This window comes from Parabacteroides leei, from assembly GCF_023369805.1.
In the GTDB taxonomy this organism is placed as follows: Bacteria; Bacteroidota; Bacteroidia; order Bacteroidales; family Tannerellaceae; genus Parabacteroides; species Parabacteroides leei.
On sequence record NZ_JAMBQG010000010.1, the window covers coordinates 172,049 to 198,352 of the forward strand.

At 41.2% G+C, this 26,304-nt stretch carries 13 protein-coding genes; 4 read left to right on the forward strand and 9 right to left on the reverse strand.

Annotated features, from left to right (window positions below):
• Nucleotides 1-3: 3 nt before the first annotated feature.
• The 6 genes from M1P97_RS15430 to M1P97_RS15455 form a co-directional block, all read right to left on the reverse strand.
• The gene (locus tag M1P97_RS15430; RefSeq protein WP_195371808.1) at nucleotides 4-906 is read right to left on the reverse strand and encodes an alkaline phosphatase; all 903 of its coding nucleotides are present in this window, start codon (nucleotides 904-906) and stop codon (nucleotides 4-6) included.
• 82 nt (nucleotides 907-988) lie between these two features.
• Complete coding sequence (locus M1P97_RS15435) at nucleotides 989-2,059, reverse strand: metallophosphoesterase (RefSeq protein ID WP_249389541.1); 1,071 nt, start codon at nucleotides 2,057-2,059, stop codon at nucleotides 989-991.
• A 19-nt stretch (nucleotides 2,060-2,078) separates the two neighbouring features.
• Nucleotides 2,079-4,124: a BNR-repeat neuraminidase N-terminal domain-containing protein gene (locus M1P97_RS15440; protein ID WP_249389542.1), complete on the reverse strand. Its 2,046-nt coding sequence runs from the start codon at nucleotides 4,122-4,124 to the stop codon at nucleotides 2,079-2,081.
• A 185-nt stretch (nucleotides 4,125-4,309) separates the two neighbouring features.
• Nucleotides 4,310-5,836, reverse strand: coding sequence for a SusD/RagB family nutrient-binding outer membrane lipoprotein (locus M1P97_RS15445; protein WP_195371811.1), 1,527 nt, complete (start codon nucleotides 5,834-5,836; stop codon nucleotides 4,310-4,312).
• A 13-nt stretch (nucleotides 5,837-5,849) separates the two neighbouring features.
• Nucleotides 5,850-9,167: a SusC/RagA family TonB-linked outer membrane protein gene (locus M1P97_RS15450; RefSeq protein WP_195371812.1), complete on the reverse strand. Its 3,318-nt coding sequence runs from the start codon at nucleotides 9,165-9,167 to the stop codon at nucleotides 5,850-5,852.
• Nucleotides 9,168-9,413: 246 nt separating this feature from the next.
• Nucleotides 9,414-10,436, reverse strand: a complete 1,023-nt coding sequence (locus M1P97_RS15455) for a FecR family protein (RefSeq protein ID WP_249389543.1) — start codon at nucleotides 10,434-10,436, stop codon at nucleotides 9,414-9,416.
• Between the two features lie 260 nt (nucleotides 10,437-10,696).
• On the opposite strand from M1P97_RS15455, the gene M1P97_RS15460 reads away from it, so the two are divergent.
• Nucleotides 10,697-11,281 carry an RNA polymerase sigma-70 factor gene (locus M1P97_RS15460; RefSeq protein WP_195371814.1) on the forward strand — a complete coding sequence of 195 codons (585 nt, stop codon included), beginning with the start codon at nucleotides 10,697-10,699 and terminating at the stop codon, nucleotides 11,279-11,281.
• A 30-nt stretch (nucleotides 11,282-11,311) separates the two neighbouring features.
• On the opposite strand, the gene M1P97_RS15465 is transcribed toward M1P97_RS15460, so the two are convergent.
• Together M1P97_RS15465 and M1P97_RS15470 are read right to left on the reverse strand one after the other, a co-directional pair.
• Entirely contained in the window at nucleotides 11,312-12,046 is a 735-nt protein-coding gene (locus M1P97_RS15465; protein ID WP_195371815.1) for a nucleotidyltransferase family protein, read from the reverse strand.
• A complete protein-coding gene (locus tag M1P97_RS15470) occupies nucleotides 12,043-13,473 on the reverse strand; it encodes a RapZ C-terminal domain-containing protein (RefSeq protein ID WP_249389544.1) in 1,431 nt (476 codons plus the stop codon). The genes M1P97_RS15465 and M1P97_RS15470 overlap by 4 nt, the downstream gene beginning before the upstream one ends.
• An 888-nt stretch (nucleotides 13,474-14,361) precedes the next feature.
• Between M1P97_RS15470 and M1P97_RS15475 the strand changes: the two genes are divergently transcribed.
• On the forward strand, nucleotides 14,362-16,926 hold the full coding sequence (locus tag M1P97_RS15475) for a DUF6383 domain-containing protein (RefSeq protein ID WP_249389545.1): 2,565 nt from the start codon (nucleotides 14,362-14,364) through the stop codon (nucleotides 16,924-16,926).
• Between the two features lie 56 nt (nucleotides 16,927-16,982).
• Here the strand turns inward: M1P97_RS15475 and M1P97_RS15480 are convergent, their stop codons facing one another.
• A complete protein-coding gene (locus M1P97_RS15480; RefSeq protein ID WP_249389546.1) occupies nucleotides 16,983-20,930 on the reverse strand; it encodes a hybrid sensor histidine kinase/response regulator transcription factor in 3,948 nt (1,315 codons plus the stop codon).
• A 328-nt stretch (nucleotides 20,931-21,258) separates the two neighbouring features.
• Between M1P97_RS15480 and M1P97_RS15485 the strand changes: the two genes are divergently transcribed.
• On the forward strand, nucleotides 21,259-24,483 hold the full coding sequence (locus tag M1P97_RS15485) for a SusC/RagA family TonB-linked outer membrane protein (protein WP_195371819.1): 3,225 nt from the start codon (nucleotides 21,259-21,261) through the stop codon (nucleotides 24,481-24,483).
• 20 nt (nucleotides 24,484-24,503) lie between these two features.
• Nucleotides 24,504-26,291: a RagB/SusD family nutrient uptake outer membrane protein gene (locus M1P97_RS15490; RefSeq protein WP_249389547.1), complete on the forward strand. Its 1,788-nt coding sequence runs from the start codon at nucleotides 24,504-24,506 to the stop codon at nucleotides 26,289-26,291.
• Nucleotides 26,292-26,304 lie beyond the last annotated feature (13 nt).

Consider the following 26,304-nt stretch of genomic DNA (forward strand, 5'->3'; position numbering starts at 1 on the left):
TATTTATTTAAATACCGGCATCGGACGTCCGATCCAAACTTGCGGTTGTTTCAGGTTGAAAATTTCAGCAACGGTAGAAGCGCAGTCGAACTGCATCATGCTGATGTCATCGAAGCAATATCCTTTTTTGATATTTTTACCGGCGATGATAAAAGGAGTCTCCATTTCCTGCATAGTCTTACCGCCATGTCCTTTGTTGATGCCACCGTGATCGGCTGTGATGATGAAAATCGTATCGTCGTACATACCGGCTTTTTTCACGGCATCGACGATCCGGCCGATATAAGTGTCCAGTTCTTTTATATTTGCATAATAAGCAGGAGTGTCGTGTCCGTCTGCATGTCCTACATGGTCGGGATTGTCAAAAACGATCAAGGCAAGAGTCGGTTTTTTCTCGGTGATGTATTTAACGGCCATTTCGCATAATGCGGTCGGCTGTTTGTTATAGTCAGGGCCTTGTGCATGATAGCTCATAGACAGGGTATCGACGAGATATTTAATACCGTCCCAGTCGTAAAGGCAACCGATCTCCGCATCCGGCTGGGCATCACGAAGCAATTGGAAAACCGTCGGGAAAATACCATGTTTATTCAGTTCGCGTGAAGGTAGTTCAGGTGTTTTTGATCCCCATTCTGTGTATCCGTGGATCTCCGGGCCCGCACCCATGAACATGGAAGCCCAGTTCACTGCACTGGAAGATGGCAGTACGGAACGTTTCTTCAATGTATAAGAACCGTCTTTCATAAATTGTTTGGTGACAGGCATCTCCGCCTTTTCTACACTGTAAGCTCCCCAGCCGTCAAGGCCGATCCAGACTACATGTTTTGCTTTGGGTTTGGCGGCAAAAGCCGAGCTGACGGTGAAAATGGTTAAAACCAGAATAAGCAATAAGTTTCTTTTTTTCATGATATGTGTTTATTTTTGTATTAGTACATCAAAGGTATGTAAAATAGGGACGAATACCCAATTCCCATAGCTTCTTTTATCATTATTTTATAGTAATATCGAATTGATCGTACGACTCGGTTCTCCAGGATTTATCGGCTGTTGTCGGCGAAATTGCGAAAAGCGGGGAGAACGTTTTTATCTTGATTGTCTGACCGTCAGGCATAAATTCCATGATACGCAACCAGCCGTCGCCACCGTTGCCATGCCAGAAGCCGTCAGCTGTCTGTGCGTTGAACATCATCTGTGGTATCTCTTTGCCGTCAGCATTCTTATCTATACGGAAAGCGACGTTATCCTTGAAAGGAGCTATCTCGCATTCGTGACCGCAGATCACCATGCAGATGTTGGAAGAGGGATACACGAGTTTCTGCCAGATGGCTTCCCCGTAATTTGCCGGAGATACTTTGTAGTTCTCTTTTATGTGGCGTTTACCGTTCCATGCCAGGAATGAGTGGGTCAGGAGAATAACCTTATGATCTTTGTACTTAGGTTTTTCAGTGACTGTCTTTGCCCATTCGATGGCTTCATCGCGTGGTGCGAATTCCAGGGAGATGACAAGTATTTTGCCCCAGGTCTTCGTGTCGAATTCGTATGCCGCATTTTCAAGCGTAGGGATATCCTGATAGTTGTTTCCTACTTCTACCAGCGATTTTCTCCAACAGGAGTTTCTTTCCGATGGGAAATAGGCCGGGAAGCGGCATAAACGGTTTTCAGACTTTTCGTATCCGTAGTCATGATTCCCGGTACAGATAACGTATGGTAATTTATTGTCCAAGCGGGCAAAGGCCTGCGAGGCTGCTTTCCATTGTTCTTCGCTGGTCTGGTTGCCGTTCACTCCGTCCGGAATACGGATCTCGTTCTGTTCAACCAGGTCGCCGGTACATAACACGGCTTCGATATTCAGTCTTTCTTTGTTATTGGCTGTCCATGCCGTCATCAGTTCGAACAACGGCTGGTTGACATCGAACTTGGTGTAGCTCTGGGGATCGGGCAACAAAATCATGGAGAACGACTGCCCGTTCGTTAATTTAGGTTGTACAGGTTGTACCTGTGCATTCATTGTCATCAGGTTCAGTAAGGCGATGACGGATAAGAATAATCCTTTTTTCATTTGTATTTCGTTTAATGTATTATTTGTCGGAAGGAGGCGTCAGTTCAAATGTAGTCAGGACTGCCGCATGATCGGAAGCCCATACGTCGTCTATCTCCGGTGTTGTTTTAATGATTTTGGAAGCGACAGCCTTTATGCCTTTTCCTTTGTAGAAAAGAAAATCGATCCGGCTGACTTGCAGTTGTCCGTAGATAACGGCAAAGGTACCTTCCGGGCGGCGTATTTCATCCGGATTGATCTCGCGGAAACTGTCCTTATAACCTTCTTCCTGCATATAAATTGTAGTGGGGAGGGGGACAGGGCCGTATCCGTAGTGGATGGGTGCTGCGGCAGCAGTCCAGTCCAGATGGCTGCAGGAATTGAAATCACCTCCGATAATAACGGGGGTGTCATCGTCTGTCAGATAGGGTTTCGTGTCTTTTTCGAGGATATGTTTCATGTCGACCAATGCAAGGATAGAGTCTTCTGCTACCCAGATACGCGGATCATGTCCGCTGTTCGGGTAGTTACAGGAGTATTCCGGCCGGTAGGCATATCGTAGCCAACAGGCATTTACCAATAGTTGGCGTCCGTTGGGAAATGTGATCTTCGCCGGATTGGAATTGAAAGTCTTCTCTGTCGGAATGCTGGTTAGCGGATACCGGCTGAAGAGTACAAGGTTATCTTTCAAAGAGGGTGTCTGCATGTTATAGCCGAGCGAGTCTTTAAAACGTTGTTGTCCGCCATAGCCTTCCTGCATGGTAATGATATCTGCATTGGATGCCTTTAACAGGTCGATGATCCGGCTCCGTCCGTCATTTCCTACATGCTGGCCTCCGTGCCAGATATTCCATTGCAGGACTTTGACGATATTGGGATTGCTGCTGCTGTTGCAGGTTATTCTTTTTTCTATTTGTCCTTCACTTGTCTCAGGGATATAGTTCGTTTTATCCAGTTTAAAGGAGGGGACATTGATTTTAATCTTATTGCCAAAAGTCGCTTTGTCGGATATATCGGCGGTAACGAGCAGATAATTGATACCGGGTGTCAGCTCAATCGCCCCTTTAGATGCTTTGAATGTCATCTTTCCTTTGGGAGCTTTCCCATTTCCGAATAATTCCGTGCGTGTGTCTGAACGGGCGTTTTTGCCGGTATAATATATATGTACGCGAGAAATATCAGCAAAAGAAGTCATCTCAGACAGATCTAACGACAGTTCTGTCAATGATAGAGGGGATTGAGTACCTGTGACAGCTATCCTCAGTTTCAGTATCTGATCGTCCTGTGTTCCCTGGTCGGCATCCCATTCGCTGTCTATGACGACGGCATTAAATAATTCCTGCGGCTTATCGGGTGTATGAATAAATTTAGGATTGTCATTGACAACGGTATAAGCCATAGGGATTGTCCCTTTGTAATCGACCCGTCCGTTTCGTATGTGATAGGCCTGATCTCCTTTTCCAACCCAGTTAACGGAAACATCGTCTATCCCGTCATCAAAGTTGTAATAAGCAATTAATGTTTTGAACTGCGGATGGGTCGGGGCAAGAGGCTTATTCATCCATGCCTGTATCGTTTCGGTCGGCAAGGCTGAATTCCAAACACGGACTTCATCCATAAGGCCTCCGAAAGAGGTGGAGTCACTTTCATTGATACCCAAAGCTCCCGGTAAAACGGAAACGGCAACAGGCTTGCTGTCTATCACTTCACCATCCAGATACAGTTTGGTGGCAGTGCCATCACAACTAAGGGCTATATGATGCCATTGATCATCCAATACATTTTCCGACCATAGGTCTGCCTGAGTACTGTGAAGTTTTCCTTTTTCAATAACAAGAGGAAGATAATCGGTTATATTCAGTTGGCTGTATTCTCCGCCTCCGAAAATGATTTCCTGATCTTTCCAGGATTTGTCATCTCCTTTTATCCAGGTTTCAAGTGTCCAGGGGGCGTTGAGTATTCGGATGCCGGTTCGTACGTTATTGTCTTTCCCGTCGAGATGCAAGGCGAGGTTGAGGGTGGGGGATTGAGCTACTGATGTGATAACAACAGAATAGAGAAAGAAAAAGATAAATAAATGTCTCATCCTAAAGAATGATTCCTTTTGCTTCAGATATTTCATGATATTAGCGTAATGTGTTTTTATGTTTCCAAAGGTAATTGTTTTATATGGAAAAGGGATAGGATTTCTCCTATCCCTCATAATTATTCATGACATAAAACAAAGACTGTTAGTATTTATATTCTAAGTAGAATATAACATTCTCCGTTTTATTTCAATATCCACATTACATCATTGATATTATCATTTCCACTAAACTGACGACTCAGTGCTTCTTCCAGATTTTCACGATTGTAGTTATATTCTCTTTCAGGGTACATATAACGAACCGGTATACGATCCGGGGCTGTTACATTTTTACTTGATTCTGGATTGATTGGTAATACAGGGTAACCGGTTCTTCTATAATCGTAATAAGCCTCATAAGTGTGTTGCAGATAATATGAAATATATTTCTGGGTGATGATCTTTTCCAGATCCTTTTCAAAAGAACCTGTCAGTTGTATTTTGTCATTAGCCAGGTAAGATGTGATATAATCATTAGTTATAACACGCCCGTGTGCATATTCGTCTGGAGTATAATCTCTGACAAATTTCATATGAGCTTCAATACCTTTTTTATAGTAATCACTAGCGTTACCACTGATCCAGCCGCGCAGGCAAGCTTCTGCCAGCAGGAATTGCTGTTCACTGTATCCCAAGCGTATCAGCGGTTCACCTTCTACATGACTTTCAGAGATGTAACGGAGGTTTGGCCTGCAAAATAAATTGGCACCATGTGCTTTCGATACCTCTCCATAAGGAAGAGACGGGTCAACACCAACATAAGCTTCAAAATCGCTTTCCTCTTTGCCTTCGTTTATTTTGGCAATGGAAGGTTCTCCATAGTAAAACAAACGATAATCTCCATATTCAGTCATTTGGTCAACCAATACAGATGACATCATTGCATATTTTGTCTGGTTAGAAGTCAAATCGTTGAAAGGATATTTCATTCCTTGCTGATCTTTGTAAACCAATTGAAAGTTATCTGCATTGGATGTCATTAAGGAGCCATTCTGAATGATTCCGGCAAAACGTGATTTTAAGTTCAAATCAGATTCATTTTCCTTTTTTGAAAGATTCATTAATACTTTCAGTTGGAACGCAGTGACTGTTTTTTTCCAGTTGTCTTTATTCCCATTGAAAATAATATCTCCTTCGAAAGCCATATCATCAGCATCGGAGAAGCATTGATAAGCTTTTTCCAGATCGTTGAGAATGCCTTGCATGACTTCTTTCTGAGTTTCGTATTTCGGACGGGGATTACCTTCTTCTCCTTGGCCGGCATTGCTATATGGTATATCTCCTATATTTAATGAAATATAATAAAGCAAATATGCTTTTGAGAAAAGGGCTAATCCTTCGTAACCTTTTTGTCCGGGTGACTTAGTTACCATATCGTTGCAGTTGACCACTTGTAGGAAACCATCGAAATCGCCACGTCCGATATTGTTATATTGCAAGTCAGAAACACCTTCGTTCCATACGATTTGTTTAGCTAATACACCGTCGTTTACATATTCCTTCACGGTACGGTCTTTACGAACAACTTCATAAATAACTTTGGTTGCCAGCATGGAAGATGGAACTGTCGTTGCGGTGTCCGGATCTGTATTTAGTTTTTCAAAATTATCACAACCTGTAAATATAGATAGCGATGTGAATAATAACAGTAATTTATTTATATGTTTCATAATAACTCAGTTTTTAAAAATCAAGTTTAATATTCAAACCAACATAGCGCATAGAAGGAGCGTTTAGTAACTCAGCGTGATCTTCCGTGATAGCATCCGGATCCGAATATTTGAAATCTTTGCTCCAGATGAACAGGTTTTGTCCTACTAAAGAGAGGTGGATATTATCGAAACCGATCTTTTGAGCTGCTTCTCCCGGCAATTTGTATCCGATAGACAATTCGCGCAGTTTAAGAAATGTCAGGTCATGAATGTTCTGAATTCTTTTACTACCATTCCATGGCTGGTAATTTTTGGTATAGGCTTCGTAAGATGTGGCGACGTCGTTTGGAGCGAATACACGTGTGTCTTCCAGAATATTTCCGTAAGAGTCATATTTTACAGAACCGGAAACGACTTTTACACCCTGGCCTACATAATTTGTTTTTCCGTTTACAACTTCGTCGTAACGCCATTGATTATCGCTGTCAATATGTGTTCCGGAATTCCACATAGCTTGTTCCAGACGATTGTAAGCTTTACCTCCGACACGTCCGTCAAAAGATACATCAAGAGTAAAGTTTTTATAGCTCAGATGATTGGTGAACCCCCATACCCAGTTAGGGCGTTCGAAACCGGCTTTTGTTGGATAGTCGCTTAATACAGGCATACCTCCACTATGTACAATGTTGCCTTGTGGATCTCTTTCCCAATCATACACTTCGAACCAGTCCCAGCGTTCGCCAGCTTTAACCCAGGGTCTGTCGGTTGAATAAGTCTCATCTATCTTATGATAATAGTAACGGTCGCGTCCCCAGTTGAAGGAAGAGGTCCAGTTCCAATCTTTCGTTTTGATAATATCACCGGATACGGTAATTTCCCATCCTTTTTTGATACGCTCTTCATCATAATTATTTAAAGTTTTCTCAAAACCGGAAGTATAGCTTAAAGGTGATTCGTGCTGGATATCAGTCATTAACTTTGTATAGTAAGCTACATCGAAACGTAAACGATTGCTTAAGAAATGAGCGGCAGCACCCACTTCAAATGATGTTGATTTTTGAGGAACCAGTGTGGCGTCACGGAGCATAGCCGGGTATGCGGCAGTAGATTTGCTGTCCCATACATTTTGTGTGATTTTGTATACTTTATTGATATCATATATATCGGCAGCCGTTTTAGTTATGGTCCATGAACTTCTTAATTTCAAAAAGCTCAGGTAGTCAGACATGTCGACCAATTCTGAAAGGATAATACTACCGGATACGGATGGATAGAAGTATGACTGTTCTGATTTAGCCAGTGTTGAAACCCAGTCGTTACGGCCTGTGGCTTCGATGAAAATTGCATTTTTCCAGGATAAGTCGATTTTACCATAAACACTGTTTGTCTGTTTCGTTTTTACAGTGGTTGATACAGATGGAAGATCCTTCGATGCTTTTAACGAATAAAATCCGGGAACGGTCAGTCCTCCGTTTGTATTGGCATCAAACTCGTCTTTTTGGTAATAGTTTAATCCCATACCTAACATTCCGCCAACATTGAAGTCGCCAACTTTTTTATCTGCAATCAACAGAACGTCGCCTATGATACCATATCCTCTACGTTCATATTTCTCAAATTTACCAGTCTGGCTGTTACGGGCGCTCAGAGGTATCTTGTATTCAAATTTTCTAGAGTAAGTATCAGAACCTACACGTGCCGTTGCTTTCAACCAATCCAAAATTTCGTAGTTGAGCGTAGCTTGTGCATTGGCACGGTTTTCCAATTGCGATTTTGTCGCTTCGTTTGCCAGGAAATAAGGATTGTTATAATCGTATTTGTATAACCAGTTTTGTTCGATATCTTCTTTGCCTTCTTTCCAATAGTTTTTGAATTCGCGAATATCGAATTCGGTACCTGTCCATACGATCATATTGTAGAGGTATCCGTCCCAACCATATCCTTCTCCTCTGAATTGCGGGCTGTAGCTACCATTGTAAGTGATAGAGGCATCCAGGGAAAACTTGCCGAACTTCATATCTCCGGCAACGGTATAAGTGAAATCGTTTAATTTATTTCCAGGAAATTGCCCTTTGTTGTATACATGTGTCAGTGAGGTTCTGAAACTACCGTTTTTACCTTTATACGTGACATTCACGTTGTTGTTGGTAACAAAAGATGTTTCCAGTAAATTGTTGAAATTATCCTTCCCTTTTGATACCAAAGGCATTTCTCTCCATTCATATGTTTTGGGGTCGTATTGGACAGCAGTTCTTCCTATATCCAGTTTGTCACCCCAAATATATTCACTCAACTCTTGCAGGTACTTGCCTCCTGAACCGCTACTATAGGATGATTGTACTTCGGGCAATACCAGATAGCCGGCGTTGAACATCGTATTACTGTTCACACTGACTGCCAGACCTTCTTTTGTTCCACGCTTTGTTGTTATCATAATAGCTCCTGAAGCTCCTTTTTCGCCGTAAAGGGCAGAAGCTGTCGCACCTTTCAATACACTCATCGATTCGATATCGTCGGCGGCCACATCGCTTAATCCTGTGTTTTCAAACGGAATACCATCAATTACGATAAGAGGTTTTTCTCCACGCAACAAGATTGTTGAACTTTCATTAAATGCGTTTGTGTTGATGACAGAAACACCGGCGATTTTTCCGGAAAGGGAAGTTGCTATGTCGGCTCCTTTTACTGTTGTGAATTCATCTCCTCCGACTTTCTGAACCGAATAACCCAATGCTTTTTCCGAACGTTTGATACCTAACGCTGTTACTACCACTTCTTCCAGTAGTTCTGTATCTTCCGATAATGTGATTTTTATCATCGATTGTTCGCCTACTGGAATTTCCTTGCTGGCATATCCGATGTAGGAAATAATCAATATGGCTTTGTTGGGTACAGACAAATTAAATTTTCCATCTATATCTGTAATGGTTCCGTTGGTAGAACCTTTCTCTACCACATTAGCTCCAATAATCGGCTCACCTTTGGCATCAGTAATCGTTCCGGAGATATTTTTAATGGACTGTTGCACTATTGCTTCGCTTAGAACTTCTTTCGGAGAAAGAATGATGCTCTTATCCAGTACTTTGTAGCTGATATCTGTTCCGTTGAACAATTGCTCCAATACATTGAATACATTTTTCCGGTTACTTTTTATGGAAACGACACGATTTGTATTTACCTGTTTGTTGTTGTAGAAGAAATGGAATTCCGATTGTTTTTCTATTTCGTCTAAAACATCCTGAACTGTTTTATTATTAACGTTCAGGGTTAATGTTGCCGATTGACTGTAACTTTCGGATGCGTATGCCAATCCTATGCATACAAATAGCATTATTGCAGTGAGTCTCATACATAATGGTATTTTTTTCAGGACAATAAACGATGGATTCACCATCCTGAAATGTTGGATGCTAAAATAATTTGTCATAGATTTGTAAGTGATTTTAGAGTTAAAAAATTCATTTGCTTATGCTTGTCGCCAAACAAGCCTGCAGTTGGTTTTCATACGGGAAAATACGCCAATATTTTTCCGTATGTTTTGTTTTAAGGAGGTACTGTCTCTTTCATACTGTATTTACTTAGGTTACACAAAAAATTAATATAGTTCAACAATTGTTTTTTCTGAAATTTTTCCTTTGTCCTGATTGACTTCCGGATCTATAAACTTATATTGAATGCCGGATGATAACCGGAAGTGCTCGAGAATAAGCGTAAGATGCTGTCCACTGAAAGTTCCGGTGAAAGAGTTTTCGTACAATAGATCATTTTTTACGATAAATTCGGTATTGAAACGTTTGCTTAGTACCTTTAGAGCCTCTTCAAAAGAGGTGTTTCTGAAAATAACCAGACCGTCTTTCCAAGCTATTTGGGTAGGTAAATAAGACGTATTAGTTTTAATCCCCTTGGTCTTTATATTATAGGATATTTCATCATCAGGTTTCATGATAAACGATTCTTCCTTATTCTCCCTGTTACGGAAAGATAGCCTGACCGAGCCCGAAATCAGAGAAGTGGTAACTTGGTTGCTTTCTCTATATGCTTCCATATTAAATTCTGTTCCCAGAACTTCTGCTTTCAGGTCGAAAGGCGTATTCACGATAAATCTCTTTGATTTATCTTTCTGTACGGAGAAATATGCTTCCCCATTCAGTTCGACTTCTCGGATGTCGCCAGTGAAATGTTTAGGATGCTTTAGATAAGATCCGGAGTTCAGCCAAACCTTACTTCCGTCGGGAAGGTCGAGGGCCGCAACCATGCCGGGATTTGTTTTTACTTCAATGTATTCGACCGGTTCTTTTTCCGTTACAAAGTAAATCATACTGATCAATAAAGGAAGAATAAGTATGGCTGCCACTCTTTGGAACCAGATGAGGAAATTCGTTTTGTTTGATTTGTGAAATCTTTTCTTTACCTGTTCCAACGCTTCCGCCGAATTTACTTTTTTAATCGTATAAAGTGTGTCGCTAGCAGCATAGATATACTGAATGTCCCGTCCAATTTTTCGGTTTTCTTCGGATTCTTGCAGCCATTGCTCCACTTCCTGCTTTTGATCAGCGGGTAGTGTCCCTGTATAATAGTTCAGAAGTATATGTTCGTCTATATGTTTTTGCATGTCCATTTTGTCTCTTTTATATTAAAGACTAATGAACGGAAGAACCTCCTAAATGGAAAGATGTATTTTTTTTGATTTGTGAAAGAGTTCTAGTAAGACTATGGTGAAAATGATTGCTTATTTGGCTTGTTTAGCCATTCGAAGGCTTGCATTTGTTTAATATTCGATAAACTTAATCGCATTGTAATAGCCAATGTGTTGAAAAATGTTATTTTTGCAGAGATAATCGAATTAGTCTTACTAGAACTTAATCCATAGCTTGCTATATGCTTTCTAAAATCACAGATAAAACAATAGACGAGGTTCTTTTTGAAAAGATCCAGTCTGGTGATGTGAAAGCATTTGATGTCTTGTTTATGCGTTATTATCCTTTATTATGTGCCTACGCAAAACAATTTGTAGATTTTGACGATGGTCAGGAGATTGTACAGGATGTTATGGTCTGGTTCTGGGAGAATAGTTCTATGCAGGTGATCGAGTCCTCTCCGAAGAATTATCTGTTTAGAGCTGTGAAAAACAGATGTCTTACCCTGATAAATAGGAATGAATTAAAACAGCGGATTGTGGATTCTATGTCTGTCAATATGCAATCGCAGTATGAAGATCCTGATTTTTATGTGGTGGAAGAATTAACCCGGAATATAGAAGCAGCCTTGGCTCGCTTACCGGAAACGTATCGAGAGGCCTTTGAGATGAACCGTTTCCAAAATATGACTTACCATGAGATCGCCGAAAAATTGAATGTCTCGTCTAAAACGGTCGATTATCGTATTCAGCAGGCATTAAAACTATTGCGTGTGGAACTAAAAGACTATTTACCCTTGTTAATGGCCTTAGTCAGAATTGTCTGAAACACTTCCGGCTAAAGCCATCTTATTTTATTACAAACTTTTTACCCATTCTTCCGCTTTTGCCAAAGCTTCCGGTTTGCCAATATCGAGCAGTCGCAGATTTTCGGCTGCATAAGCATGAATATTGGCCTTTGCGCAGATCGACAGGTAGAAATTGATAATCGGGAATTTACCTGTCCACTCTTCCATCCAGTCAAATATCTGCGGAGATAATACATGAACACCACTGAAGGCGTATTCATTATATAATTTGGGATCGAAATCGGGATAATAAGATTTTACTTCTCCTGTCTCATGGTTTCTCCATCCGCACAGACGGTTCTCGTTGTTGAAAAGAAGGTAACGCGATGTGTTCCGTTTGCTAACCAGTAAGGTGGCTAACGGTTTTGTTTCCAGGTGACAGTCGTATAACTTTTTCAGGTCGACATTCGACATGATGTCGACGTTGTGCACTAGGAAAGGTTCGTTTCCCTGAAGGAATTTAGCCGCATTTTTTATGCCGCCTCCGGTGTCGAGAAGATATCCACGTTCGTCGGATATATGGATCTGGATGCCGAAATTGTTATTAGCTGCCAGGAAATCAATGATCTGGTCTCCCAGGTGGTGAATGTTAATAACGATCTGGTGAAACCCTGCATCCTTCAGTTTAAGGATCACATGTTCCAACATTGGTCTTCCATTGATTGGTATCAATGCTTTTGGGGTATTGTCGGTCATCGGTTTGAGGCGAGTCCCCATACCGGCTGCGAAAATCATAGCTTTCATAATATTGCGTCAAAGATTTGTTCTATATTTTGTTCCCTGTGGGTCAAGTCTACTTTTACTCCGAATTTGGCATGCAGATGCTCTGCCAGATGCTGTGCCGAATAAACGGAACGATGTTGTCCGCCGGTACAACCGAAGGAAACCATCAGATTCGTAAAGCCACGATCCAGGTATCGTTTCACTGAAGCATCTACAATATTATATACATGCTCGAGGAATTGCGTAATTTCACCGTCTTCTTCCAGAAAACGGATAACCGGCTCGTCAAGCCCTGTAAAGTGATTGTATCGCTCATATTTACCGGGGTTATTAATAGCACGGCAGTCGAAAACAAAGCCTCCGCCGTTTCCGCTCGGATCGTTGGGGATGCCCTTTTTATAAGAGAAACTGACGATCTTAACTTCCAGCATCCGCTTTTTTATATCGTCCCTGAACTGTGTCAGTCCGGTCAACTCCCTTAATACGGAACAGAGATAGGGATATTCGGAATAATCGTTCTTCAATAGCTGGCGCAGGTTATTGATCGCAAAAGGAACACTTTGGATGAAATGTGGTTTCTTTTCAAAATACCCCCGGAAACCGTAGGCGCCCAATACCTGTAAAGTCCTGAACAGGACGAAATGACGTAGCTGACTGAAGAAATGTTCTTCATCTACATCTGTATATTTTCGTAGTGCCTGCAAATAATCGGCAAGCAGTTCGTTTCTTAAATCTTCCGGATAATTGGCTTTGGCCTGCCAGAGGAAAGAGGCGACATCGTAATAAACCGGCCCTTTCCGTCCACCCTGAAAATCAATGAACCAGGGTTCGCCATCCTTCACCATCACATTACGCGACTGGAAATCCCTGTACAGGAAAGTAGGAGTAGTGTCGCGCAATAAGACATCGCTCATCTTCTGGAAGTCATCTTCCAGGCGGTCTTCCTGAAATTCCATGCCTGTTGCTTTCAGAAAACAGTATTTGAAGTAATTCAGGTCCCAGAGGATTGAACGCTGGTTGAATTCCGGCTGTGGATAACATTCGTTGTAATTAAACCCATCGGCTCCTGCATACTGGATGGAAGGAAGCATGGTAATTGTTTTATGTAATAACTCACGTTCCTGTTCATCGAATACACAACTTTTACGTCCTTTTTCAATGGCGTTGAAAAGCATTGTGTCTCCCAGGTCTTCCTGTAGGTAGAAAGAATAGTCTTCAGAATGAAAACGTACTTCCGGGACGGAAATACCTTTCTCTCTGAAAAATCCGGACATATAAATAAAAGCCTTGTTTTCTTCCTGTGAAGATCCGCTGACTCCGATCAACGTTTCAGGTCCCGATATTCTGAAATACCTGCGGTTTGATCCGGATGAGGGTAGTTCTGTGATGTTTTCGGCCTGTGAACCGGTATATTCGTAGTAGAGTCTTTTTAATTCTTCTGTTACCATACTTTGTTTAATTACGGCACTAAGGTAATAGTTTTTTGTCAGGAGAGGAAACTTAATCAAAAACATTCACTTTCGTATTTGGATTTAGTGCCTTTGTAGTTCAAGTATCAAAATGTTATTTATACTGGTATATAGGAGAGCTATACGGACAAAAGGACAGCGTGGGTGGATTCTGTGAGATTCTCCGGGAGGATATTGTTGTTAAATAGTGCGGTTTTAATATGGAAATATGATAAATAGATGTTGTTTGTTGGCTTGTTGTGCTTGTTTTGTTTTGTGAAATTGATATTTAAGATGTTTATGATATTTTGTTTCTGATGTGTTTTAAAGGCGCTCTGTGATAAAAAACTGCCGAAAAACATGCCGTTTGAGTGGGAAAAAGCCTTTGTTAATCCTTCTTGCAACACATTTTAACTGTATTCCCGTTTTAAATGAACCTCCATTTTGTTTAAAACAAAAAAAATCTCGTTTTAAACGAACTTGTAATTCCTTTAAAACGAGGTTTTGAAAATGATTCTGGGGGGATATTTGTTAATTATTGTAATGGTGAGTCTTCTATAAACGTTCTTAGGAAAGATTACTGTGTTTTTGTTTCTTTGAAATGTGTGTCATATTGTTGTTTTAGGGTGATTATTCGAATCGTTTTGTTATAAATAGCTTCCGTTTGTGATTGCCCATATAGTGAAAGCTTCATTCATTATTACTATGTTTTTCTTTGAAAAGGCAATCTTTAATAACGCATGTAACATCTTGGCATTAAAAAGACTAGTTTTGTACAATATGCATGATTATAAGTATCTTTAGCGTTTCTTATTGCATCTGCGAATTTAAAAAATCATATCTTTGTAGTTAGTATTAATAATATGTATAAACCAAAAGGGAAAATATATGAATAAAAAATCTACTTTAATAGCCGCTGCTTTGATGGCGGTAAGTTCGTTGACGGTTAGTGCAGAGGACGCTAAGCCGGTTCCTTCGACGGAATGGGCAGGGAACAATTATTATCATCTGCAGATTGGAACAAAATCTTATCTGGCTATATCTCCGGAGAACCGAGATTCGGTTGTGCTGGAAGAAAAGCTGGGTACAACCAAAGAGGCTATTGATTTGACTCTTTGGAAAATTGTTTATGCTGGAACGGAAACATCGTCTAATGTATATCAGTTTGTTAATAAAAAGACTAAACAAGTGTTGTCTTTTGCAAAAGATTTGGATGGTGATCCTATTTTAGCAGAAGGTATTGATAAATGGTCTTTTTCAGAGGATGGAAAAGGGTTTATTTCTGCAAAGGTGAATAGTTCGGAGACGATGACGCTGAGTAGAGATGATAAAGAGAAAATCGTATTTAAAGGTGGTACGCAAATGACTTTTTCTGTTGTGGCTCCTGAGGTATCTTATTCGGTAAAACCATCTGAATTAGGAGACGGCTTTACTACATTCCAACTTTCTTTCGGCGAAGAGTTTGAAGGTGATATTTTCAGTGGAAAGGATTTGATTGCCGTAACGAAGTATGACGGTAAAGACATTGACGATGACTACTTCATGTTGCAGGAAAAAGGAGATGAAGCGTATGCCGATGGGGTAAAGAAATTCTTAGGTGTAGACACATTGACAGTAGAAGGAGCCGGGAATAGTTTTTCATTAGATTCCATACGCACGACAATTAAGCCGAACAAAGATGCTAAACTATTTAAGTTTACGGCAGATTTGAAGAATGATTCGTTGACAATGATCGTTAAGAGTGTTCCTGCAATGGAGAATGCGAAGGAAGCAGAAGCTGCAAAGCATGTTGTTTATGCTCAGTTGGGGACAAAGAAAGTGTTGACAATTGGAGGCGTAGATGATATTCACCCATTCATTACGGCTAGCCGGGGTGTTCCGGCAGAAATTTCCGGTGGTACGGGTGTCTATTTTCTGAAGAGCGCCAGTAAGGGAGCTATGGGTGGAAAATATATATCGTCTTATGATGAAAGCGAACGGAAAATAAAGGTAATGGCCGGTACTCCTTCTGTCAATCAGCTTGAAGGACAGTGGTATATAAAAGAAGATAATGGAATGTATAGCATTGTAGATCGTAAAAGTAATACATCTATATTGCTGAAAGGTGAAGTTTTCGCTGTTCAGGGAATAGCTAATACTTTTACATTCGGTGGCAGTGCAGATTCTATTACCGTTGAACCTCAGAAAGTAAATTTAGATGATAAGTATTTGGGTTCTCTTCATTTTTCAAAAGAAGATTTAGCAAATAATGGTTATGTTTTGAATTTGCTTCCTGCAGGTGCAGAAACAAGTAATTCATATACTTTTACTTCTGATTCTTTACTGAAGGTTACAACAGGTGATGCTAAAGATGCTGTTCTCTTTAAATTAGATTCTGTAGGAGTTAGTTTGAAGGAAGGAGCACAAAAATTAAATGATACTGTTTCTGTAGTTACTTACAAATTGAAATCTCAGTTTAGCAATAAATATGTAGCATATGATAAAGATAAAAAATGCTTGAAGATTTCTACAGAGCCTAAGGATGCCATTGTGTTCCGTTTTAATACAAGTACGAATGGTGGTAAATATGATATGAAAGTTGTATCTGGTGAAAATGTTACAGCAAATAAATATATTTCAGCTGATTTAGCTTCTTCAAACATGGTTCTGTCAGAAACTCCGGCGTATTTCAATTTCGTTGAAATGGATGCACCTGAATACGGCACATTTGATTCTGGTAACAAACGATTTACTTCAGATCTGAAGTCATTAACAATGAATCCGTTCAGCCGTTTTGCAGAAGCAAAGCAGGAAGGACAGGATATCTTGAAATCAACTTATGAAAAGGACAACTTTAGCTTGTGGTTGAGTAAATCAAAGGCTTCTACTGCTGAGAAACCGTTGTATTTTATTATGACTTCATTGGCTGTTGATGGTGATCCGAATGCTAGTAGACATTATTTTTATATGGTTTCTGGCCGCGATTCTTCATTAGTTGATACATCTGCAGATAAGAATTATCGTGTTCACTTTATTAAAAACGATACAATTGAAACAATGAAGGATAATGCTAACAATCCTGCTTTGTTTGCATTAAAAGTGACAGAAAGCGGTAACTATCTGCTAGAAAATCAGAAGGAGTTAAATAGTACTGAAAAAAGTGCACCATATGTAGGTATCATAAATAACGTTGTAGTTATGACAAAAGACGGTGTTGAGTTCTCTGTTGAAACTGCTCCTGCTCCTGTTGCCAACGAAGAAATCGAAGCTCCTAATACAGTTAAGGTAATTGGTGGTGTTGGTGAATTCAGTATCCGTAATGCACATGGAAAGAAGATCACAGTGTCGAACATCCTGGGCCAGACAATCGCTACACGTGTTGTTTCATCTGACTATGTTACAGTTCCGACAACAAGAGGTGTTGTGATTGTATCTGTAGAAGGTGACCAGGCTTATAAAGTAATTGTTAAGTAAGAATTACCTGATAAATAAAAAAATAGCGGATGATTTTTCATCCGCTATTTTTTTATTTATTCGTTTTTGATATTCTCTTTATATTGTGTAGGTGTACTGCCTGTGTACTGCTTGAAAGCCGTACTGAAATAACGGGCTGTAGAGAATCCAACCTCTGTTGTTATCTCTGTTATATTCATCTCCGTTGTAGCCAGCAAGTTGATTGCCTTTTCCATCCTTAGTTTATTGATATAATCCGCTATGCCCATATTGGTTATCGCTTTCATTTTATTGTACAGCGAAGAACGGCTCATACCGATTTCTTTGCAAAGCAAAGGCACGTCAAGGGAAGGATTCGTCAGGTTGTCGGTGATCACCCTATTGAGTTTAAGCAGGAACTGTTCATCCGTATTACTGAAAGTCGTTTCTTGCGGTTGAGGAATAAATCCGGCTTTCAGATACCTGTTCTTTATGTGTTCCCGATTAATCAACAAACTGCGGATGCGTTCCTGAAGCGTATCCATGTCGAAAGGTTTGACTAAATAACCGTCGGCTCCATTCTTATAACCCAGCGAACGGCTTTTCTCATCGTCACGAGCTGTAAGAAGTATAACCGGAATATGGCTGATCTCTATATCTTCTTTGATCGCTTTACACAACTCATAACCATCCATCTGGGGCATCATAATGTCGCTGACCAGGATATCCGGTTGCTTGTCTTTGACGATCTGAAGAGCATTCTTCCCGTTCGTTGCAGTATAGATCTGTTTGAATTGATCGCGTAAAGTCTCTTTCAGGAAATTGATTAGTTCCGTGTTGTCCTCTGCCAGAAGCAGCGTGTAATTGTCCGTCGTCCGGATGCTCACCGGTTTTTCGCTGTTATCATTCTCTTCATAACCGGCGATAAGCTCGTTTAGGTACGGTTTGGGTTGGTAGGTTTCGCTTATGACATCCTGCTCTACCGGCAGTTCGAAGAAAAAGATAGCTCCGCTTTGGTCGTCTCTGTCTTTCGCTTCTAGGCGGCCACCATGAAGTTCCGCCAGGATTCTGGAATAAGACAGTCCGATACCGGAACCTCCTTGCTCGTTGTTCACCTGGTAGAAGCGGGTGAATAATTTGGTCATATCCACATTTTTCAGTCCGCATCCCTGGTCGGTTACAGTGATCCTCACTTTCCTGTTATCGTCACATCGCCCGGACGAAACGATAATTTCCGTATTATCCGGACTATATTTTACGGCATTTATTAATAAATTGGTGAGGATGATCTCACATTTATGTTCGTCGAAAGGCACTTCCCCGACTTCTTCATCCAGCAGATAAACCAATCGGATCTGTTTTTCATTACATTCTGTAATAAAGTCTTCTGAAACAGAATGTATCCATTTATTAAGCGGATGCTTTTTTATCTGTAATTTATTTTCCCCGACCTCCATTTTCCGGACATCTAGTACGGTATTGATCAGGTTCTTCATTCGTTGCGCCTGGTGATAAACACTTTTCAGCGGCTGGAAATGAACGTCGGTTTCGGGTAATGCCTGCAAGATACGTTTCAGCGGCGCATGTATCAAAGTCAGCGGCGTACGTAGTTCGTGACTGATATTGATAAGGAAACGGACTTTTTCTTCATACACTTTTTGCTCGTGTTCCTTCATCGCCCATTTCAGTTCGTATTCCTTCTTTCGGATTGCTGAAAAGAAAAGCCACGCCAGAAGGCCGGATATTGCGATCAGGCAGGATAGGATGAACCACCAGGTTTTATACCAGGGAGGCATTACCCTGATGGAAAGCAGGCTTTGGGGAGAAGTCCAGTCCCCGTCTTTCTTACTGCACGAAGCGGATAGATTGTAGTTGCCGGGAGGTAAAGAGCGTATGATCAGTTCCGGTTTGTATGAGTCTATCTGTTGGTCGTTCGCTCCTTTGATTGTATAACGGTATATCTTCTTACGGAAAATATCTTTTTCCTGCGATTGAACCTTTATCACGATCGATTTATTATTCCAGGGGACGGAGATTCCTGCTTGTCGCTCATTAATCTCTGCGTTAGCCGGTTCCCCATTGATAATGATATCTTTTAGACGTAATTCCGGTATTTCGTCCGTACCGAGAGGAATGTCTTTGTCAATTGCCAGCAACCCTTTGATCCCGCCCATATAAACCGAACCGTCTTGTCCGATTAACCGGGGTTTGTTCAGGTATTCATTGGGTTGTATGCCATCCGATTCTCCGAAAAGGATAAATTTCTGTTCCTTAATCAAATAAGTGAATACCATTCCGTCGGCCCCTATCCATACTTTGTCCTGCTGGTCGCAGATGATGGAGTTGATACCGCTGAACAGGCTTGTTTTTATATTTTGTGATTGTTGGATGATCGGGTTGTGGCTGATCAGTCCGTAGTTGGTGCCGATCCAGAAAGTACCGTACTGGTCGCGCGAAACGACATTGATATGATTATCCTCCGGGCATTTGTAAATCCGGGAGAGCTTGTTGGTCCGGTGGTTGAACTCATAAATGCTGTAGAAGTCATTCATATAAGTTAGATAAGGATTATGGTGGATGGGGAGGAGCGCCCCGGTAATTTGTTCATCAAACTCTTTTTCTACCTCTTCGAAATGGCCGGATGAGACCGTATAGGTATAGATATTGGGATTTCCCAGAAACAGGATGGTTTCAGGTGTGTTCCGGTATACGTTGACCGCCTTTCCGGTATGGCACAGTGAATGATCGATGCTGTCGTTGACGATCAAGACCCGATTAAGGGCGGATGTTTGTTTGTTGAAGCGGAATACTCCCCGGTTGAATATGGTAATTAATAGTTCGCTGTCTGAAAAACCGGTAATAGAGGCTATTTTATCTCCCCATGTATTGGAGAAATGTTTGAACTTCTCGGTGGATGGATTGAATTTATTAATTCCTCCGCCATCTGTTCCTACCCAAACGATGCCTGAAGGTTCCTGATGGAGACTCAGTACCGTATTGTCACTTATCCCGTTCTCATTTCCCAAAAGGGAGTGTGTATAGGTTTTCATATACACTTCGCGGATATTGATCAGACCGTCGCGGATAGTTCCAGCCCACATATTATTATAGTTGTCTTTGTAAAGGCTAAGAACCGAATTGACTGGCAATGAATAATTATCTCCGGAAATATGCTCCAGGATATGGATCTCTTTTTTTTCGGGATCGATGATGTTGATACCTCCTCCGTCTGTTCCGGCCCATATTTGCGAATCTCTTTCACTCATGCATAAGATGACATTGTTGTTCAGACCGGAATTGGCAGTTGTATATTCTTCTAGTAGCTTGCCGCTGCGGTCGAAGCAGCGTATCCCCTGATTATAAGGGGATATCCATATTCTTTCCCGGGAGTCGATGAGCATGGATATAATCTCGTCTCCGCAATTGAAAGGGGTGGGAGAGGTTTTGCCGGTGTGTCTGTCTACCAAGACAAGTCCTTTCCACCGATTGGAGCATAGATATGTGTTTTTATCCCATACATAGAGCGACAATATAGGATAGCCATCCCGGTAGTTGAAATTCAGCGATAAGGACAATTCCCGGGTTTGATAATCATATTTATATATTTGGTTGCGGCAACCAAATAGCATTCCGTCTGGTTGTTCGCAGACGGAATGTGCAATAATATTGCTTCCGTTTTTGTCTTTCATTGTGACGAAATTGTCTGTGTCCGGCATATAAAGCGCCATCCCTTTTTCGGTGAGTATCCAGATATTATACAGTTTATCTTCGACGATACGTACGATAGGGTCGTCAGGAAGTGATAGCGGGTTGTTTTGTTCGTGCCGGTATTTTTGCAGTTCATATCCGTCGAATCTGGCCAACCCGTTTTTTGTCCCTATCCACACAATCCCGTTAGAGTCTGTGAAAATGTTTTTAACAGTGGAAGGAAGTCCCTCTTTCAACGAGATCTGTTTGAAATAATAATGGCTGGCCTTTACCGGCAGGCAAAAAATAAAAGAGAGCAGAAGTATATTTACTAGTGTGAAAGACAATGGTGTTTTCATTTGTTAGATTTTTTCTGATCAGATACAAATTTAGTTTCTTATACAATAATAAGCAAGCAATAAGACCGTTAAAATCGGTTGTTAACATTCGCTGTAATCATGAAATCTTAACCGGTTTGTTAATAAACAGGATATATTACGAATCCAATATTGTCCACAAAAGGTCTGAAAATGTCCAATATATGCTGATTGTATACGAAATGGAAATTTTTGGATGAATCAAAAGAATTATCGAACGTGGGTAATATCCTTTGTTCCATACATTTGTGACCATACTTTGAAAACAAAAAGAATAATTAATTTTTAGTATCAATTTAAATTTAGTTTTATGAAAAACCTATGGAAAGTTTTTCTCGCATGCTTTCTTTTCTTTTTCTCATTATCTGCAATGGGGCAGGAAAAGAATATAAGCGGTAAAGTTCTGGATGACTTTAACGAAAGTGTTCCCGGAGTAAATGTGCAAATCAAAGGTACTATGTCGGGAACCGTGACGGATGCAGATGGTAATTTTAATATTACTGTTCCGAATGCAAAATCAATACTGATTTTTTCTTTTATCGGTTATGCAACACAGGAAGTCCCTGTGGGCAATCAGACTAAACTTACTGTAAAACTGAAAGACGACACTCAAAATCTGGACGAAGTTGTAGTCGTAGCTTACGGTAGTACACGTAAAAGTGATTTAACAGGTGCGTTGACTACTTTACGTCCGGATGCCAACGATGCTGCCAAGGCCAGTTCGCTTGACAATTTGTTACAAGGCAAGGTGGCAGGTTTGAATGTGACTTCGTCTGTTTCTGCTCCGGGAGCGGCAGCTTCTGTAACGATCCGTGGTGCAAACTCTCTGCGTGGAGATAACCAGCCGTTGTATGTGATAGACAATGTGCCGCAAGCTTCTACCGGTGATTTTGCATCTTCTGCTGTAGGTGGTGATTTTCAGATTGCACAAGATCCGTTGTCTTCTTTGAATCCGGCCGATATCGAAAACATCACTGTTTTAAAAGATGCTTCGGCAACGGCAATCTACGGTTCACGTGGTGCCAATGGTGTTATTCTTATTACAACGAAGAAAGGTTCGATGGGAAAACCGAAGGTAAATGTGACGGCAAACTTTACGGTAGCGAATGCCCGCAACTTGTATGATATGATGTCATTAGAGCAAAACGCGTTGTATCAAAACTCCAAGAAAGATGAAAAATCACGTCAGTTCTATCTGGTAGACGGACAGGTACGGTATGTGTTCGGGGATAATGTAAGTACTTATCTGGCAGATCCTAACAATCCTGAGAACTACCGGGTGCTGGAGTATCGTAACTGGCAGAAGGAAATTTACCAGTCTGCTTTCTCCCAGAATTATTCCGCATCGGTGAGTGGTGGTTCCGATAAGATTCAATATTATGTTTCTGCCAGTTTTAAGGATATTAATGGTATCACAGTCGGAACCGGAGTCAAACAAGGTGACTTGCGCACGAACCTGACAGCCGACCTTTCGAAAACGGTTAAGCTGAATCTGACGTTGAACGGTTCTTTGCGGCAGAATGACATGATGGCCGGCGGTAACACGATCGGTGGTGCGACCAGTTCTATTTCACGTACTGCATTAGACTATTCTCCTTATCAGGTACCGGATGACGATCCGAATATGTTGACTAGCCCTGACCTGAAAACAACGGTATTCAGTTGGAGAGACGATTATGATGATATCACAAACGATAAGACCTTTAAGATGGGATTGGATCTATCCTGGAATATTATCGAACATTTGAGTTATAATCTTCGCTTAGGAGGTAACCTGAATATGAATGACCGTTCACGTTGGTGGGGTACTCAATTGACGTTGGGTGCAAACGACAATGGTATCTTGTCTTTGAGCAATACGGATAAAAATAACTATTCGATCGAAAACCTGTTAAACTGGAATTCGAATATAGGTAAAGATATAACTTTCGGGGCTACAGTCGGTATTACATACGATGATTACGGGAACGTAGTTAAGAATACAAAAGCAACAGACTTCGAAATTAAAAGTTTACGTACAAAAGGATTGCAACTGGCTTCGAAAGTGGATAATCAGCAGCCTATTCAAAATGACTTTCAGTTATTGTCTTATCTAGGGCGTGTGAACTTCAATTTCTACGAAAAATATTTGTTGACGGCATCTATCCGTGCGGATGGCTCTAGTAAATTCCGTGAAGGCAAACGTTGGTCCTATTTCCCTTCTGCATCATTAGCCTGGAGAATGGAACAGGAAGATTTTTTGAAAAATTCGGAATGGCTGGATCAAATGAAGCTTCGTGTTGGTTACGGACAAACCGGTAACCAAAGTATCGATCCTTATTCTACTTTCTCGGATTATGGACGTCTGATTGAATATGCGACAGCAAAAGGCGACCGCCTGTTGGCCTTGGGGGTAGACAAGCTGCAAAATGACGGTTTACAATGGGAGCGGACTACTTCATGGAATGCCGGTATTGATTTCGGTTTCTTCCGTTCACGCCTGACCGGTACGGTTGACTTGTATCATAAGAAAACAAGCGATTTGTTGATTTCCAGAACTTTGCCGGCTTCCAGCGGTTTTGGCAGCGTGATGTTGAATCAGGGGTCATTATCGAATAAGGGGCTTGAAGTTTCTTTGAATGGTGAAATTATCCATATGAAAGACTGGAGTTGGAATATCGGTGCAAATATTGGATTCAACAAGTCGACCATCGGTGATTTAGGTTTCGATCCTGCTGATTTTGGTGACCTGAAACAGGTTAGAGGATATTTAGGAAATACGATTGGCGACCATTTCGGTGTTGCAAACATCTTCCTGGTCGATCGGGCTCCCGGACTTTTCTTTGGATATAAAACAGATGGTATCGTACAAGAAGCAGATCTGGCTGATGGTAAAGGGGTGAAATATACGGCTACTGACGGAAGTGCAAAATATTATACTAAAGATCCCAGTTCAGGAAGTACATTCCCTCATGCCGGCGCTGTAAAATATGTGGATATGAATGGCGATGGCGTGATCGATGAAAACGATAAGACAATTATCGGTGATCCGAATCCTGATTTTACTTATGGTTTCCAGACACGTGTTACCTGGAAAAGTCTTTCTTTCTCTGCTTCATTTAATGGGGTATATGGCGCTGATCGTTTGAATACGAATATTCGTTATAATATGACACCGTCCACAAATTCAGGAAATATTACAAAGGAGGCTTTCCTGAATGCCTGGACTGCTGAGAATCATTCAAATCTTTACCCGAGCTCCACTTATCTGATGCCGAATGGTGTAGTAATGGACCGTTATGTAGAAGATGCCAGCTATTTGCGTTGCTCTGACATTACGGTAAACTATATCCTTCCGAAACTCTGGACCAATAAGATCGGTTTTGAAAATATCAGTGTATTCGCTTCTTTAAAGAATGCATTTGTAATTACAAGTTATAGCGGATACGATCCCGAAGTGAATAGCTTTGCTTTCGACGGTTTGCGTCCGGGTATCGATATGAGCCCGTATCCCAATGCCCGCTCTTATGTATTCGGTTTAAATGTCACATTCTAATTTTAATAATCTGCTATAAAATGAAAACGTTAAAATATATATTGTTATGTGCGGGTACTCTTTCTTTTTCAGCATGTAATTCCTGGCTGGATGAAGATCCTCAATACAGTATCAACACAAAGACTGCTTTTGAAACAAAGGAAAGCGCACAAATGGCCTTGCAAGGATGTTATGGCTATATGGCGAATGACAATGGATACGGACAAGCCTGGCAGGAGTTGATGGTGTCGGCTTCCGGCTTTGGATGGTTCCAGACAAACGGTAACGACCAGGATGATTATACCTCTTTGCGTGCTATTCCGGCCTCGACCCTTATCAATATGGCTTGGTCGGGTATGTACAAGGTGATCGGTGAAGCGAATGCTTTTATTGCCAATATCGAAGGGAGCCCTTTGGAGGAGAGCGTCAAACAGACGATGGTTGCAGAAGCTAAATTTCTGCGTGCATTGGCTTATTTCAATGTCGTAACTATCTGGGGAGATGCGCCTTTTAAAACAACTCCTTCTGCATCCGACGCGGTAGCATTGCCGCGTGTGGAAAAAGCGACTATCCTGGCACAGGTGGAACAGGATTGGGTGGATGCTTTTAACGATCTGCCGGAGAAAGCCAATGATGGGTTTGCTTCCAAATGGGCAGCCAAAGCTTTTTTAGGTAAATTGTATTATACGCAGGCTTGCCAGGGCGACCAAGCCAGTTGGGAAAAGGCGAAGGCTTGTTTCGACGAGGTATATAATAAAGGTGTGTATGGTTTGCAACCTAAATTCGCTGATTTATTCGTTAACAATGTAACGGGTTCGAAAGAGTCTATTTTTCAGTTGAATTATTCAAGTGCGGGGGCAACCAGTCGTAATCGTGGTAGCTGGCTTTTTGCGCCGACCAACTCGACTGCCGGTAAGTCATGGAGCCGTATACGTGCTTCGAAGGTTTTATACGATTATTTCAGAGGTACTTATCCCGGTGATCCCCGTTTAGATGCTACTTTCCAGTCAAAGTGGAGAAATTATACGGCTAACGGACAGGTGGCGACCCAGGTAGAACCTGTTTCTTCTGCTCGCGACACAACTTATGCTTATCCGTTGGTAACGTACGATTCAAAAGAAACTCCGGAAGGATGGAATAAATCGAAGTTGTTGGTTGCTGAAATTCCTTACGACCAATTGCCTGATCCGACGAACCCGAGCGCATCCGTATTAGGCTCCGGCAAGTATGCGGGAATGGATGAACTGATCAAAAAATATATGGAGAATACGGCTGATAATCAGGGATGGCCTTATTTCAAAAAGCCTATCGATCTGGTTGTTTCAGCTCAAAACAGCCATAAAAATATTTTTGTATATCGTTATGCCGATATGCTGCTGATGATGGCTGATGTCTATAATGAACTGGGAGATAAAAATAAAGCGATCGACCTGGCAGATGAAGTATTGGCACGTGCACGTCAGTCGGGTAGTGAGCCTTCCGATCAACCGGCACGTTGGAGTGCTTCTCTGACGAAAGAACAGGTTAAGGAAAAAATCTATTTTGAACGTATTATGGAGTTTGCCGGCGAACCGGGGATGTATCAGATCGTACGAGCACGCGGAACGGAAATGCTTAAAAAGGCATTGGAACTGAATAATCACCATGAATTGGTATTATTGCATGTCTCAAATACATCGACAGGAGTGAATAATTTCAGGGATCGTATTTTCAACAATGGTGATTTGAGTGAAGATTTCCTGAAAAAGAATCTATTGTTGCCTATACCAAAAAATGAGATCGACACAAACTCAGCTATAAATTTCTCAGATAACAATTTCGGGTATTAAATAACGCATAGGT

Coding starts and splice junctions, on each gene's coding strand:
- M1P97_RS15470 (WP_249389544.1), bottom strand. CDS start 13,473: ATGGTAACAGAAGAATTAAAAAGACTCTACTACGAATATACCGGTTCA.
- M1P97_RS15465 (WP_195371815.1), bottom strand. CDS start 12,046: ATGAAAGCTATGATTTTCGCAGCCGGTATGGGGACTCGCCTCAAACCG.
- M1P97_RS15460 (WP_195371814.1), top strand. CDS start 10,697: ATGCTTTCTAAAATCACAGATAAAACAATAGACGAGGTTCTTTTTGAA.
- M1P97_RS15430 (WP_195371808.1), bottom strand. CDS start 906: ATGAAAAAAAGAAACTTATTGCTTATTCTGGTTTTAACCATTTTCACC.
- M1P97_RS15435 (WP_249389541.1), bottom strand. CDS start 2,059: ATGAAAAAAGGATTATTCTTATCCGTCATCGCCTTACTGAACCTGATG.
- M1P97_RS15475 (WP_249389545.1), top strand. CDS start 14,362: ATGAATAAAAAATCTACTTTAATAGCCGCTGCTTTGATGGCGGTAAGT.
- M1P97_RS15485 (WP_195371819.1), top strand. CDS start 21,259: ATGAAAAACCTATGGAAAGTTTTTCTCGCATGCTTTCTTTTCTTTTTC.
- M1P97_RS15440 (WP_249389542.1), bottom strand. CDS start 4,124: ATGAGACATTTATTTATCTTTTTCTTTCTCTATTCTGTTGTTATCACA.
- M1P97_RS15450 (WP_195371812.1), bottom strand. CDS start 9,167: ATGAGACTCACTGCAATAATGCTATTTGTATGCATAGGATTGGCATAC.
- M1P97_RS15445 (WP_195371811.1), bottom strand. CDS start 5,836: ATGAAACATATAAATAAATTACTGTTATTATTCACATCGCTATCTATA.
- M1P97_RS15480 (WP_249389546.1), bottom strand. CDS start 20,930: ATGAAAACACCATTGTCTTTCACACTAGTAAATATACTTCTGCTCTCT.
- M1P97_RS15455 (WP_249389543.1), bottom strand. CDS start 10,436: ATGGACATGCAAAAACATATAGACGAACATATACTTCTGAACTATTAT.
- M1P97_RS15490 (WP_249389547.1), top strand. CDS start 24,504: ATGAAAACGTTAAAATATATATTGTTATGTGCGGGTACTCTTTCTTTT.